Source organism: Vibrio sp. KUL78, assembly GCF_059725505.1.
On record NZ_AP045838.1, the window covers coordinates 122,450 to 136,505 of the forward strand.

12 protein-coding genes and 3 pseudogenes are annotated in these 14,056 nt (G+C 45.4%); 12 read left to right on the top strand and 3 right to left on the bottom strand.

Going from position 1 to position 14,056, the window contains the following annotated elements:
* Positions 1-6: 6 nt before the first annotated feature.
* Entirely contained in the window at positions 7-1,356 is a 1,350-nt protein-coding gene (locus AC6I8Y_RS17155; protein WP_498023042.1) for a glutamine synthetase family protein, read from the bottom strand.
* Positions 1,357-1,654: 298 nt separating this feature from the next.
* Here AC6I8Y_RS17155 and AC6I8Y_RS17160 point away from each other — a divergent pair, with 298 nt between their 5' ends.
* From AC6I8Y_RS17160 to AC6I8Y_RS17215, 12 genes and pseudogenes are all read left to right on the top strand, one after another.
* On the top strand, positions 1,655-2,986 hold the full coding sequence (locus AC6I8Y_RS17160) for a type I glutamate--ammonia ligase (RefSeq protein WP_112462557.1): 1,332 nt from the start codon (positions 1,655-1,657) through the stop codon (positions 2,984-2,986).
* Positions 2,987-3,044: 58 nt separating this feature from the next.
* Positions 3,045-4,410 (top strand): annotated as a pseudogene (locus AC6I8Y_RS17165) (aspartate aminotransferase family protein).
* Positions 4,411-4,478: 68 nt separating this feature from the next.
* Positions 4,479-5,593, top strand: a pseudogene (locus tag AC6I8Y_RS17170) (extracellular solute-binding protein).
* A gap of 53 nt (positions 5,594-5,646) precedes the next feature.
* Positions 5,647-6,789, top strand: coding sequence for a putrescine ABC transporter ATP-binding subunit PotG (potG, locus tag AC6I8Y_RS17175; RefSeq protein ID WP_042471286.1), 1,143 nt, complete (start codon positions 5,647-5,649; stop codon positions 6,787-6,789).
* Positions 6,786-7,703, top strand: coding sequence for a putrescine ABC transporter permease PotH (gene potH, locus AC6I8Y_RS17180; RefSeq protein ID WP_498023043.1), 918 nt, complete (start codon positions 6,786-6,788; stop codon positions 7,701-7,703). The genes potG and potH overlap by 4 nt, the downstream gene beginning before the upstream one ends.
* A pseudogene (locus AC6I8Y_RS17185) lies at positions 7,700-8,543 on the top strand (ABC transporter permease subunit). Before potH ends, AC6I8Y_RS17185 begins: the two are co-directional and overlap by 4 nt.
* Before the next feature lie 46 nt (positions 8,544-8,589).
* Positions 8,590-9,132 carry a cupin domain-containing protein gene (locus AC6I8Y_RS17190; protein WP_042471294.1) on the top strand — a complete coding sequence of 181 codons (543 nt, stop codon included), beginning with the start codon at positions 8,590-8,592 and terminating at the stop codon, positions 9,130-9,132.
* 302 nt (positions 9,133-9,434) lie between these two features.
* Entirely contained in the window at positions 9,435-10,250 is an 816-nt protein-coding gene (locus AC6I8Y_RS17195) for a hypothetical protein (protein ID WP_498022356.1), read from the top strand.
* A 153-nt stretch (positions 10,251-10,403) separates the two neighbouring features.
* Entirely contained in the window at positions 10,404-11,303 is a 900-nt protein-coding gene (locus AC6I8Y_RS17200) for a hypothetical protein (RefSeq protein WP_498022357.1), read from the top strand.
* A gap of 125 nt (positions 11,304-11,428) precedes the next feature.
* Positions 11,429-11,803 carry a hypothetical protein gene (locus AC6I8Y_RS17205; RefSeq protein WP_498022359.1) on the top strand — a complete coding sequence of 125 codons (375 nt, stop codon included), beginning with the start codon at positions 11,429-11,431 and terminating at the stop codon, positions 11,801-11,803.
* A 333-nt stretch (positions 11,804-12,136) separates the two neighbouring features.
* The gene (locus AC6I8Y_RS17210) at positions 12,137-12,847 is read left to right on the top strand and encodes an HAD family hydrolase (protein WP_498022360.1); all 711 of its coding nucleotides are present in this window, start codon (positions 12,137-12,139) and stop codon (positions 12,845-12,847) included.
* Positions 12,848-13,059: 212 nt separating this feature from the next.
* Complete coding sequence (locus tag AC6I8Y_RS17215) at positions 13,060-13,479, top strand: hypothetical protein (RefSeq protein WP_498022361.1); 420 nt, start codon at positions 13,060-13,062, stop codon at positions 13,477-13,479.
* Between the two features lie 52 nt (positions 13,480-13,531).
* Here the strand turns inward: AC6I8Y_RS17215 and AC6I8Y_RS17220 are convergent, their stop codons facing one another.
* Complete coding sequence (locus tag AC6I8Y_RS17220; RefSeq protein ID WP_498022363.1) at positions 13,532-13,723, bottom strand: hypothetical protein; 192 nt, start codon at positions 13,721-13,723, stop codon at positions 13,532-13,534.
* Positions 13,690-13,974 carry a hypothetical protein gene (locus tag AC6I8Y_RS17225; RefSeq protein WP_498022365.1) on the bottom strand — a complete coding sequence of 95 codons (285 nt, stop codon included), beginning with the start codon at positions 13,972-13,974 and terminating at the stop codon, positions 13,690-13,692. The genes AC6I8Y_RS17220 and AC6I8Y_RS17225 overlap by 34 nt, the downstream gene beginning before the upstream one ends.
* Between the last annotated feature and the right edge of the window lie 82 nt (positions 13,975-14,056).

Sequence of the window (14,056 nt, forward strand, 5' to 3'; positions counted from 1 at the left end):
CTTACTTTACTTGTACCACTGATATTCTAATGGCGAGACTTGCGCCGAGAAGCGAGCTTGCTCATGTTTTTTGTTTGCAAGATAAACCTTACAGAACTCCTCACCAAAGCTGTGTTTCATAAACTGACTGTTGGCAAACTCATGCAGTGACATATCCCAAGAGATAGGCAGCATAGGAAGCTCGAGCAATGTTGCATCGCCTTCAATTGGCTCTGGTGGAGTGAGTTTGTTCTCAATACCATCGAGTATCGATGCGAGTAATACTGCGACGGTGAGGTAGGGGTTAACATCGGCGCCAGAGAGGCGGTGCTCGATGCGTTTGTCTGATTGACCACTTGCAGGTACTCGCACTGCAACGGTTCGATTATCCCAGCCCCAAGTCGCGTGCAGCGGCACGAACATATTAGGCTGTAGCCTTCGATAAGAGTTAGCGTTAGGCGCGAAGATCGCCATGCTATCTTCAAGGTGTGCAAGTACGCCCGCAATCGCATTGAGAAGAACGCTCTCATCTTCACCAAAGACATTGGTTCCGGTTTCATCTCGCAGGCTGATATGCACGTGACAGCCGTTGCCTGCGTATTCGGTGTAGGGTTTGGCCATAAAGTTGGCGTAGAAGCCGTGTTTTTTGGCGACCGCTCGAACCACGCGCTTTAACAGCATGGCTTGGTCACAAGCGAGTAGGACATCATCAGTATGTTTTAGGTTGACCTCAAACTGCCCAGGGGCGTACTCGGCTGTGATGTTTTCAGCTGGGATATTCTGCTCTTCACAGGCGCTGATGATCTCATCGAGGAAGGCTTTGAACTCGTCGAGCTCTTCTAGGGAATAGACTTGAGTTTGTGTCATGCGTTCACCACTGATTGGCATCAGGGGTGGTTGTGGGTTGCCTGCTTCGTCGGGTTCAAGATCTTGGAGATAGAACTCAAGCTCAACTGCGATGCAAGGTTTGAGTCCTTTGTCAGCGAATTTTTCTAGCTGAACTTCGAGTACGTGTCTTGGGTCGGCAAAGAACGGTTGGTTTGAGGTTGGCTCAAACATGGTCACAATCGCTTGCGCACTGTTCTCTTGCCACGGCGTGGTTGTGAGTGAGCTTGCCACCATTCGGCAGATCCTATCACCGTCGCCTTTTTCAAAACCAAGCCCAGTCTCTTCTACCGTCTCTCCACAAATATCCAGAGCGAATACCGAAGCGGGTAGACAAATACCTTGTTCCAAAACTTTGTTGAGTTGGGTGATGGGGACACGCTTGCCACGAACGACACCGTTCATATCAAACAGGATCAAATCCAGGCTGGTGACGTCTGGGTGCTGTTCAATAAATCGTTCAATTGTAAGCTTTTCGTGACCAAGTTGAATTGGTTCGATGTTGTCTGCGCTACTCGCAAGTTGACTCGTTCCCACTGTGGCTCCTCCACTTTTCCCAACGATTCCTTATATATCAAGCCCTAAATTGGGCTCAACCGTGTTGGTTGCTTTTTTAACCATAGACACAATGTTCAGTAAAACACAACACTATTGTATCTAAAATGTTAATCATCATCTCAAAAGTTGCAAAATAATTAACATCTTTGTTTGACATTTATACAGGTCGGTGCCAATGCTAAATGGGAGCTTATTGATAAATTCGTTGAGCGAGTAACGAAAAGAAGGATTTATGGAAACGATTAGGAAATGGATAGAAGAGAACCGTATTACTGAAGTTGAGTGTTTGATCCCGGATATCACGGGCAACGCTCGAGGCAAAATCATGCCAGCGAAAAAATTCCTTCGAGAAGGGGGCATGCGTCTTCCCGAAGTGGTTTTTTTCCAGACCGTGACCGGTGATTGGCCAGACGATGAAAGTATGATCGACCTGACCGAGAAGGACATGACTCTGGAGCCCGACCAAAACACAATTCGTTTTGTACCTTGGACCAAAGAGCCCACGGCGCAAGTGATCCACGACTGCTACACCGTAGAGGGTAACCCAGTCGATATCTCACCACGTGCTGTGTTACGCCGTGTGTTGAGTCTCTACGAAAAAGAAGGCTGGCACCCAGTTGTCGCGCCAGAGCTGGAGTTTTTCCTAGTTCAGAAAAACCTTGATTGGGACTACCCACTTGAGCCACCAATTGGTCGCAATGGTCGCCCAGAAACAGCAAGACAGTCATTCAGTATCGATGCGGTTAACGAGTTCGATCCTATTTTCGAAGACATGTACGACTACTGCGAAGCGCAGGGTTTGGATGTAGATACCTTGGTCCATGAGTCTGGCGCAGCGCAGATGGAGCTTAACTTTGACCACGGCGAGCCACTAGACCGAGCAGACCAAGTTTTCCTATTCAAACGCACGGTACGCGAGGCGGCGCTCAGACACGATGTGTACGCCACCTTTATGGCAAAACCGATGGAAGATGAGCCCGGCAGTGCCATGCACATTCACCAAAGCCTAGTTGATGACAAAGGTAAAAACCTATTCGCTAACGAAGATGGTTCAAACAGCGAACTGTTCATGAACTACATCGGTGGCATGCAGAAATACACGCCAGCAGCGATTGCGTTCTTTGCTCCAAACGTAAACTCGTACCGCCGTTTAGTATTTGGTGATTCAGCGCCAACCAATGTGGCGTGGGGGGAAGACAACCGTACTGTTGGTCTTCGTGTCCCAGTATCAGATCGAGATTCAAGACGTTTAGAAAACCGCTATGCGGGGGCAGATGCTAACCCATATCTGGCGATGGCGCTTACCTTAGCGTGTGGTTACCTTGGCATGAAAGAGAAACTCACGCCAACGGCGAAAAGCACTGGTGACATGACAACCGAACCATACTCGCTTCCTCACAACCTAGAGGATGCACTGGTTCTGCTAGAGAACAGCGATGAATTACGAGAAATCCTAGGCGATCGATTTGTATCGGCTTATGTGGCAATCAAACGCAAGGAGTACAAAACCTTCTTCCAAGTGATCAGTTCTTGGGAGAGAGAATTCTTACTTTTAAACGTGTAACTAAGGCAACGCTATCGAAAAGAGCATCAATTAAACAGCAGGAAATGGAAATTAATTTATGTCAGTACAAAACGGATCAAAATGGACAGAGCAAGACAGCGCACACTGTCTCCATCCATTTACTAACTTCAAAGCACTAAACGATAAAGGTTCACGAGTGATTACTCGTGCAGAAGGCATCTACATCTATGATGAGCATGACAACAAAATCCTAGATGGCATGGCGGGTCTTTGGTGCGTAAATATGGGCTACAACTGTGAGCCCCTTATTGAAGCGGCGACTAACCAGCTAAAGGAGTTGCCTTACTACAATCTGTTTTTCCAGACTACTCATCCACCTGCTGTTGAGCTTTCGACGCTGCTTGCTGAAGTCGCGCCAGAGGGCATGAATCATGTGTTCTTTACTGGGTCGGGCTCTGAGTGTAACGACACTGTGGTTCGCATGGTTCGTCATTACTGGACAAGCCTTGGCAAACCAAACAAACAAACCATCATCAGCCGTAAGAATGCCTACCACGGCAGTACTATGGCGGGCGCAAGCCTTGGCGGTATGGCATTTATGCATGCGCAAGGCGGTTTGCCATTGCCAAACATTACTCATATCGACCAACCATATCACTTCGGTGAAGGGCAGGGTATGGATGCGAATGAGTTTGGCTTGGAACGCGCACGTCAGCTTGAAGCGAAGATCCTTGAACTTGGTGAAGAGAATGTCGCTGCGTTTATCGCTGAGCCTATCCAAGGTGCTGGTGGCGTAATTATCCCGCCAGACAGTTACTGGCCAGAAATTCAACGCATCTGTGATAAGTATGAAATCCTTTTGATTGCTGATGAAGTGATCTGTGGTTTCGGACGAACAGGTGAATGGTTTGCTAGCCAAACTTACAACATCAAACCAGACCTGATGTGTATGGCAAAAGGCATTACCTCGGGCTATTTGCCACTTGGTGGTGTGATGGTTCGCGACCACGTTGCTAAGGTGCTGACAGATGCAGACACTGAGTTCGCGCACGGGTTTACCTACTCAGGTCACCCAGCGGCCTGTGCAGTTGCCATCGCCAATATCAAGGAGATGCAGAACCGCAATATCATCAACCAAGTTCGAGAAGATACTGCCCCTTACTTTGCTTCACGTTGGAGTGAGCTTTTAGAGCATCCAATGGTCGGTGAAGCAAGAACCAAAGGTCTAGTTGGTGCGATTGAACTGGTCAAAGACAAACAGACTAATGAGCGATACCACAAAGACCTCGATGTAGGTACGCGTTGTCGCGAGCATTGCTTTAACTCCAGGTGTCGTTCTTCGAGCGGTAGGGGACACCATGATTTGTTCGCCACCGCTCATCATCACCCGAGACGAGATCGATGAGTTCATCGAAAAAGCAAAACTCGCACTCGATAAAACACTCGCCGACGTTTCGCAGTAGCCGACGAGACACCCAATACCAGAAAAACACAACAAAGGTATTAACCAAAGAGCAAACAGGAAACGGAGATCCAAATGGAGAAAGCAAAAGCATACTTTGGTGTAGCGTTAGGGATGACAATGGGGCTTACCTCAATGACATCTTTTGCTGCTGAGGAAAAAGTGCTCAACATTTACAATTGGTCAGACTACATCGCGGAAGACACCATTGCGAAGTTTGAAGCGGAAACCGGCATCAAAGTCGTGTATGACGTATTCGATTCAAACGAAGTGTTAGAGGCGAAGATCTTATCGGGCAATACAGGCTTTGACCTAGTTGTACCGAGTAACGACTTCTTAGGTCGTCAGGCGAAAGCGGGGCTTTCCAAAAGCTCGATAAGTCTAAGCTAACCAACTACAAGAACCTTGACCCAAAATTGATGGGTATTCTTGCTGACACTGTCGATCCCGGTAACGACTACTCAGTCCCTTACCTATGGGGTACGACGGGGATTGGTTACAACGTTGAGAAAGTGAAAGCAGTACTTGGTGAAGATGCACCTGTCGACAGCTGGGATCTCGTGTTCAAACCAGAGAACATGGAAAAACTTAACAAGTGTGGCGTGGGCTTCTTGAATGCACCAACCGAAATCATGGCGGCTGCGCTCAACTATATCGGTAAAGATCCAAACAGTACCAATCCAAACGACTACAAGAAAGATGCACTAGCGCTACTAAAAGAAGTCCGCCCATACGTGACTTACTTCCATTCATCGCAGTACATCAATGACCTAGCAAACGGTGATATCTGTGTTGCGATCGGTTGGTCTGGTGATGTCCTTCAAGCGGCTGATCGCGCTGCTGAAGCAGACAATGGTGTTGAAGTGGCGTACTCAATTCCGAAAGAGGGTGCGCTGGCTTGGTTCGACCTAATGGCGATTCCAAAAGAAGCGAAGCACCCAGAAAATGCTCACTTGTTTATCAACTATCTACTTCGTCCAGAAGTGATTGCTGAGATCAGTAACTATGTTTGGTATGCGAACCCGAACCCACCATCACGTGAGTTTATCGACGCAGAGATTCTAGAAGATCCAGGGATCTACCCAACAGAAGAAGCGCAAGCGAAGCTATACAGCTCGAAGATGTTGCCACACAAAACATCTCGTGCCATGACTCGCGCTTGGACCGACTTCCTTAAAAACTGATTAGTACTATTTGGCGACCCAACTTGGGTCGCCGCGTTTGCTTGGAGACTACCATGACAGTGATGTCACTCGATACAGAGCTCAACCATCAACACGTTGCCCCAGTGCCACCGAAACCACTTCTAGAAATTCGAGGTCTGACTAAGGATTTCGATGGTCACGTAGCGGTGGACAACATTGATCTCACCATCAATCAAGGCGAGCTATTCGCGCTGCTAGGCGCTTCTGGCTGCGGTAAATCAACACTACTGCGCATGCTTGCAGGTTTCGAACAACCAACTGCAGGTCAAATCATTCTTGATGGCGAAGATTTGGCAGACATTCCGCCTTACAAACGACCTGTGAACATGATGTTCCAGTCGTACGCGTTGTTCCCACACATGACGGTGGAGAAGAACATCGCCTTTGGTTTGAAACAAGACGGTATGCCAAGCAAAGAGATCGACGCAACGGTTAAGCACATGCTCGAGCTGGTACGAATGACCGATTTCGCCAAGCGTAAACCGCATCAACTATCTGGCGGACAAAGACAGCGTGTCGCGCTGGCGAGAAGCTTAGCTAAAAAACCAAAACTGCTGCTGCTTGATGAGCCAATGGGTGCGCTAGATAAAAACCTTAGAGAAAAGATGCAACTCGAGGTGGTCGATATTTTAGAAAGCGTCGGCGTGACTTGTGTGATGGTTACCCACGACCAAGAAGAAGCCATGACCATGGCTACTCGCATCGCCATTATGAATAAAGGGCAGTTTGTACAGATTGGCTCGCCAGAGTCGATTTATGAGCACCCGAACTCCAAATTTGCGGCCAAGTTTATTGGCTCGGTCAACATCTTTGAAGGTGTGCTTGAAACCAATGAGGCCGACCATTCAACCGTTCGCACTCCAGATATGAGCAATCCTATCTCTATCAGCCACGGTATCTCTGGTGCGCCAGGTATTCCGGTGTCGATTGCTGTGAGACCGGAGAAAATTACGCTGTGCGATCATATGAATCCGTCGCCGAATCATTGTAGTGGACTCGTCGAAGACATCGCCTACATGGGTAATCAGTCGATCTATCACGTAAGACTCGACTCAGGAAAACTGGTGACCGCAACGCTGCAAAACACCAGTCGTGTTAGGAAAGGAATGCCTACATGGGAGCAAAGAGTCAATCTTTGCTGGGACAAGGAAAGTTGTGTGGTACTCAAGATATGAAGAAACTAGCCAAACTTAATATTTGGAGCGTTGTACCGACACCTAAGTGTCTGCTACTCGCCGTGCCGTACGGTTGGCTCCTACTGTTCTTCTTACTGCCTTTTCTTATCGTATTTAAGATCAGTTTTGCAGAAGCTCAGATTTCGATTCCACCGTATTCAGAGCTGTTGAGTTACGCTGAGCAACAGTTGCAACTGCTGCTCAATGTCGGCAACTACCAGTACCTGATTGAAGATGACCTTTACGCCTCGTCTTACATTCAATCGATTCGTATCGCCTTTATCTCGACGGTACTTTGCCTGATTATCGGTTTCCCGATTGCATGGGCGATTGTTCACTCTTCGCCAAGTACTCGAAACGTCCTTTTGATGTTGATTATCCTGCCATCGTGGACCAGTTTCTTGATTCGAGTCTATGCGTGGATCGGTATCTTAAAAAATAACGGACTGCTCAATAACGTTTTGATGATGTCTGGCATCATTGACGAGCCATTACAAATCCTGCACACAGATACTGCAGTCTATATTGGCATTATCTACACCTACTTGCCGTTTATGGTGCTACCGCTATATACCGCTCTTATGCGAGTGGATTATTCATTGCTTGAAGCCGCGAGCGACCTAGGTGCTAAGCCAATGACGACACTGTTTACGGTTCTAGTACCGCTTACACGAGCAGGTATCATTGCAGGCTCAATGTTAGTGTTCATACCGGCCGTGGGTGAGTTTGTTATCCCAGAACTATTGGGCGGCCCCGATACGGTTCTAATCGGTAAGGTGTTGTGGCAGGAGTTCTTCAACAACCGAGACTGGCCTGTGGCATCCGCCGTTGCCATAGTGATGCTGCTGATTCTGATGCTGCCAATTCTATGGTTCCACCGCTATCAAAAACGTGAATTGGAGGCTCAAGGATGAACGACATCCCAGTTTACAACAGCAAACTTAAATGGGTGATATTGGGCGCGGGCTTTGCGTTCCTTTATCTGCCGATTCTCATTCTGATCATCTACTCGTTTAACGAAAATCGCTTGGTAACGGTTTGGTCAGGTTTCTCATTCAAGTGGTACTCTGAGCTACTACAAGATGACTTGCTAATGGGCGGCGTAAAACTCAGCTTAATTATCGGGTTCTTATCAGCAAGTGCCGCAGTGGTTCTTGGCATTATCGCCGCCTTCGTCCTTAACCGATTCGGTAAGTTCAAAGGCGAGACGGGCTTTGCCTTTATGATTACTGCGCCATTGGTTATGCCAGAAGTGATTACCGGCTTGTCACTGTTACTGCTGTTTATTGCGATGGGGCAGGTATTCGATATCTTCAGCCAACGTGGCATGATGACCATCTGGATAGCCCACGTGACGTTTTGTACGGCTTATGTCACTGTGGTGGTTAGTTCTAGGCTTCAAGAAGTCGACCGCTCAATCGAAGAAGCAGCAATGGATTTAGGTGCGCCGCCTTGGAAGGTGTTCTTCCAAATCACGCTGCCATCTATTGCACCAGCGATTCTAGCGGGTTGGCTACTGGCGTTTACCCTGTCGCTCGATGACTTGGTGATTGCGAGCTTTGTGTCAGGGCCTAGTGCGACAACCTTACCAATGGTGGTGTTCTCCAGTGTAAGGCTAGGGGGTGAGTCCGAAGATAAACGCACTGGCGACACTCACGATACTCGCCGTCTCCTGTGCCACATTTATCGCGTGGTGGTTGATGGCAAAGGCAGAAAAGCGTAGGCTTCTAGAGATGAAGATGAGTCAGCAGTAAATGGAAATAACTTGCTGAGATCACAGCTTAATTTAGGGAGAAAGACATGGATGTAGGGAAACAACTAAAAACGATTCGCACAATGCGCGGCTTGTCGCAACGAGAGCTCGCCAAGCGAAGCGGCGTCACCAACTCCATGATCTCTCAAATAGAGCAAAACTTGGTGAACCCATCCGTGGGTTCACTCAAGAAAATCCTTGATGCTATTCCAATCTCAATGGGCGAGTTTTTCACCCTAGACGTCGAACCTAAAGACGACATCTTCTTCACTGCTGAACAGATGGCAGATTTAGGCGACGGTAAAATCAAAATGCTCCTCGTCGGCGCAAAACGCGAAGGCCGACAACTCGCCATCCTCCGCGAAATCTACCCACCAGGCTCCGACACAGGTACAGACTTCATCGAACACGACGGTGAAGAGGGCGGTGTCGTCATCCGTGGCGAAATAGAAATCACCGTAGGCAGCCAAACTCGCGTGCTCAAAGCAGGCGATTCATACTACTTCGAAACCAGAAAGCCTCACCGCTTCCGCAACAAGGGTAAAGTAGAATGTGAACTAATCAGCGCCGCCACCCCACCAACTTTCTAGCTGATAAAGTACTTCTACGAGTCCAAAACTCCCAGTTCACGTCATTCCTGCGCAGGCAGGAATCTACTCACCACGGGCTCCAAACTTATGCTCGCCACTCCGCATAACCCTGATTTTCAGGAAAATCACGGAATTTATCCGTATTTTCTTCCCTCAACTAAGGGATAGTCACATAACTGTTTGATAGTATTTGAGTTTCATATAGACTCAGTGCAAAATGTAAGGACTTATACGGAAATAGTCCGTCTAATAAGCGTTAGGGCTCAATGCGTAAACTTATATAATTAATAGGAGTATAAAAATTGTTGCAAAGTGTTTTCGATTTTTTCAATCAAGGTTGGGTTGGTTCGCTAATCGGTGTTGTAGGAATCGTATTAGGTATTATCGGTATATTTTCTTTCAAGGTAGCTAAGAGCTGTGCGAAGCCTGTATATCAGAAGTCTTCTCTAAAATTACTGGGACGTGAAGAAGACAACCTTCCTCCTGAAGTTTGCGTTACCTATAAAGGCCGGGAAGTTGAGAGATTAACCAAAGTTAGTATTGTTATTTGGAATAAAGGGACTGAAGTTCTAGATGGGGATTGTATTGTGGATACAGACCCAATAACGTTAAACTTCCCTAAAGAAGACCGAATTTTAAGCTATAAACTGATAAAGTACTCAAAGGACACTAATGGTTTTGAAGTAGAGCAGAGCGACAATAACTGTTTGAAAATTAACTTCAAATACTTAGACCCCAACGATGGGGCAACGATTGAAATTTTACATGATAGTGAACAGCGTTACCCTGAATTTTTGGGAACTATGAAAGGAATACCCAAAGGAATTGAAGATCTTGGTCGGGTTTACACAGCACGAAAATCCAATTACAAATTCCCTCTTAACATTTTGCTAAACAGCCCCAAGCTAATATTTAGCACTGCTGCAGCAGTTGGCTTAGCGATGGTTGCTGGGAGCTTTGTCCCTTCTTTAGCGATGTTTTCAAAAGATGAAACTCAAACAGTCGATTGGGTAATGCTCATATTGGGAATAATATATGCGACGATGCCGATTTTAATGTTGTTACATGGCCGGAGTAAATATCCTAAAGCCCTAGAATTTCATGAAATAGAGCCCTAACAAACTGCTCAAGAGGGATTCGCAACACGTGGCATTTTTACTGTGCGTTGAATTTAGTGATTAAGGTGGTTTGCGGCGGCTTCGGTATTGCGTTGCTCACCCCTTAGCAGGGCGTTATATGCCTATTTCATTGATGTTATTAAGGATATTGTATTGAGTAGCAACTATATCGAACCTGATTGTGAAAAGTTTATTCACGATAGTAAGCAAGTAGAAGAAGCGTATACTGAAGCATGTGAATGGATTAGCAGCTTTGGAGTACCCTACCAAAAGACTCGATTTGGTACGTATGAAAAAGACCTTGAAGAATTTTTAAAGGGGGCTGGACCAAAGGATGCAAAAGAAAGCGTTACTGTTTTCATGAATGCACACAAAGAAGCCAATGAGCTTGTTCGTATTATGAATGTTTACAAGTCCTTTGATGCCGAAGAAATCTTAGAACCAATCAAAAAAATGACTTCAGGGCAGAGATTCAGAAATGCTACCACTAAAGACCAATCTAGAGATTTTGCATTTGAGCTTGGAGTTGCTTCTCGCTTTATTAAGGCAGGGTACGCTGTCGACTTGAGGGGTATATCTGATCTTGTCGTAGACATAGACGGCACTCGACTTTATGTAGAATGCAAACGCATGAAGTCATTTAAGCAACTAGGTAAGCGAGTACAAGAAGCTAATAAGCAAATTAAAACACGCTTATCGACTGATCGCTCTTCGAAAAGTCGGGGGATGATAGCTCTCAATGTGACAGATATTGTAATGGAAGATGACACTCCTATCATTGTTCCAAAAATCGAAGATTACCAACAAGCTTCAGCTCAAACCTTAAAAAGTTTTGTTATGGCAAACAAGGAAACCTTGGCAAACAAACGAGTGAATAAGTGTCTTGGAGTTTTAACCGAATTTACTACCCAGGGAATCATCTTTGAATCAGATACTAAGGAAATGACGTTTGCGAATATTCGCGAGGGAAATGTATACCAATATCCTTTGTCTAAAACGGAACATGAGTTCTTGAACTCATTTTGGAAAAAGCTCGGTAACCAGAATATTTAGATGTCTTGAGGCGGCATATAACAAAGCAATTAAGTCGGATTCATGAACGCGTGCCGACTCGCTTACGCTCAAACATAGCACGCGTTCATTCACCGCTTATTGCGGCGTTAAGTTACAGGACTTATATGACACCAGATATATTCAGCTTATTCGAAGCTGACTCGAAAAAAGAAATTAAGCAGATATGTTCCAAGTTAACTGTTACCGGTAAGGATCTCGAGTATCTTGTTAGCCTTTCTGCGGCTAACGTAATTGAATTCCCGTACCTACATGCTTGCAAGTTCATTGAAGAAGTACCTGAAAATGTGCATCTTTCAGCTAAGAATTTGCATGCGATACAAAGTAATGGAATTGGCCCTTTGAGTACTGATGCGCAGAAAGCAATAAAAAAGTTGTTTCAAGCGCCATTGCAAGTGAAAAGAACTACAGCTCACTTGTTTTATCGGCATGATCATAGATACTGGCATCTATTTTCTTTGACCTCAATGACAGGGCTGTAGTTGATAATCATTGGGACTGCGGTAGTCACATACACTACATAAGTTGGTTGTGGCCTAACTTACAATGTCAAAGCCTGTGGCGAGAGTTTTGTAAAAATGGCAAAAAAGCAATCGGTGGGCACGAGCATATCCGTTTTAAAAAGTAACTTAACAAATCGCTTAACAGGGACTCCTAACGCTTGGCCACTTCCATGCAAATCGGCTTCAGTGTTTAGGGCACAAAACTTAAGTTGGGTGGTATAGCGTTATCGCCCGTTAGCTAGGCGTTATGCGAATTCGCCATTTTGAAGTAAATTGTACGTTCAGATTTGGTGTTTCAGTGTAGAGGTAAAAATGAAACTAGATGCAGTATTGTGGGACTATGATGGGACTCTTGTAAACTCAGTCCCTAAGAATATTGATATTACAAAAGCTATCTTATCCGTTGTCGCACCACATTTAACTGGAGAGTTTTTACCTAAGTATTTACGCGACGAAGAGTCGTATCATGAAGCCAACCATAGTGCTAAAAATTGGCAAGAACTTTACGTTGACTATTACGGGTTAACACATGAGGAAATGTTGATTGCTGGAGGTATGTGGGCGGAACATCAAGAAAAAAACACAACGGAAGTAGTGTTGTTTGAAGGCATCAAAGACGTAGTCACTAAGTTCTCTCATCTTCCTCACGGTATTTGCTCTCAGAACTCGCAAAACAATATTCGCCGCTTACTGGAGAACAATTCGATAGCCGCACCTTTCAAGGCAATAGTAGGTTATAACGATGTTTCCAATGGGAACCAAAAGCCTGACGCACTTGGTGGTCTCAAATGCATTGATTCAATTTTCGGTCATACGAACACTCAGTGTTTTATGTATATAGGAGACCATGAAGCAGACGTAAAATTTGCGCGTAACCTACAAACTGCAATTGGCGGAGAATCTCGTGTGATTGCAGTGGCGGCAGCGTACAGTCGCTCAGTACCAGAGTCTTGGGGGTGTAAACCTGATTACATAGCACGTACAGTCGATGATCTTTTTGAGATCATCGGAAAATACGCATAGCAATGCGTTATGGACGAATTAGCATCGTAGCACCAAACAAATTGCTTAAGAGTGACAGCTAAACCTTTGGCATTTTTAGCTCAATTGGCTTCAGTGTTTACGTGGCCTTGCTTGGGTTCAGTAGTCGGTTCGCTGCACCTAGCTTAGCGTTAGGCAGTTTCACAATCATCTAGCGTGCTAAGCTTAAAATTATTGAGCTTAGGTCCATGCGAATGAACAAGCAAAAGCTACTTAAAGAAAACGGTCTAAACGTTGCGTTTGCAGCTTTAGTTGTGGCGATTGCGCTAAAAACAGCCAGCTATGGTTGGGGGACAGTGTTGCTCTTCTATCGATTTTTCCCAGTTTGGCTAGCTCTTGCAATATTCCACCTTGTCACTCATTACTGGATTGACTATCGAGAAAGGGAATTAAATTCTTATATTGGGGGGCTTTCGAACGCTTTATTGATACTGTTCCCAATATTTTTCACAGACTCAGGCGAGCTTGGTCCAACGTATTCTTTGATTTCAATTCCTGGTCTAACACACCAAAGTCACAACATGCTGGCTCTTACAGGTCTAGTTTTAGTTGTTGTTTTGGACATTTTCTTGTGGCTGAGAACCAGAGAGAAACGAAGAAATTGGAAAGGGTAAACAATTTGCATTGAATTACCCTGAAATCGTAATTGACACTTACTGGCTAAGTTTACTCCCAAAACTTCCACCATTTCTTACTGTTCTCTTCTCGCTTTTCTTGCCCTTGCTCTGAGCCTTTGTCTACTTCATTTTGAGCTTGGTCCGCTTTCTTTTCTTTCTGCTTTTCGAATCCAGACTTTTTGTCTTTAACTTTTTCTTTTAGCTCTTCTACTTCTTCTTGCTCATCTTCAAGTTCTTCCAACTCGCGTTCCAAAGCTTTCTTGTCTTTTTTACTTTTAGCTTTCTTTGCCTTTTCTTTTTTTCTTCGATTAGTTTTTCAAGTTCATCTTCACGTTCTTCAATTTGAGTTTCAGCTTTATTCAAATCGGAAAGCGATTTTACGTCTTCTAGGTTTGGTTTCCCTTTTCCCGCCCATTCCGGTTTTTCCGCCAAAGCTGATGGTGCCATAAACGTAACAAGGCTTGCCAACGCAATAACATTTGTCCTTTTCATGATAATACTCCTTTAAATCATGCCATTAACATATACACTACAACGAATGGTATCAAACGGCTTAACAACATTAGCGAGGGGT

Coding starts and splice junctions, on each gene's coding strand:
- potH (WP_498023043.1), top strand. CDS start 6,786: ATGAAGAAACTAGCCAAACTTAATATTTGGAGCGTTGTACCGACACCT.
- AC6I8Y_RS17190 (WP_042471294.1), top strand. CDS start 8,590: ATGGATGTAGGGAAACAACTAAAAACGATTCGCACAATGCGCGGCTTG.
- AC6I8Y_RS17205 (WP_498022359.1), top strand. CDS start 11,429: ATGACACCAGATATATTCAGCTTATTCGAAGCTGACTCGAAAAAAGAA.
- AC6I8Y_RS17160 (WP_112462557.1), top strand. CDS start 1,655: ATGGAAACGATTAGGAAATGGATAGAAGAGAACCGTATTACTGAAGTT.
- AC6I8Y_RS17210 (WP_498022360.1), top strand. CDS start 12,137: ATGAAACTAGATGCAGTATTGTGGGACTATGATGGGACTCTTGTAAAC.
- AC6I8Y_RS17215 (WP_498022361.1), top strand. CDS start 13,060: ATGAACAAGCAAAAGCTACTTAAAGAAAACGGTCTAAACGTTGCGTTT.
- potG (WP_042471286.1), top strand. CDS start 5,647: ATGACAGTGATGTCACTCGATACAGAGCTCAACCATCAACACGTTGCC.
- AC6I8Y_RS17225 (WP_498022365.1), bottom strand. CDS start 13,974: ATGAAAAGGACAAATGTTATTGCGTTGGCAAGCCTTGTTACGTTTATG.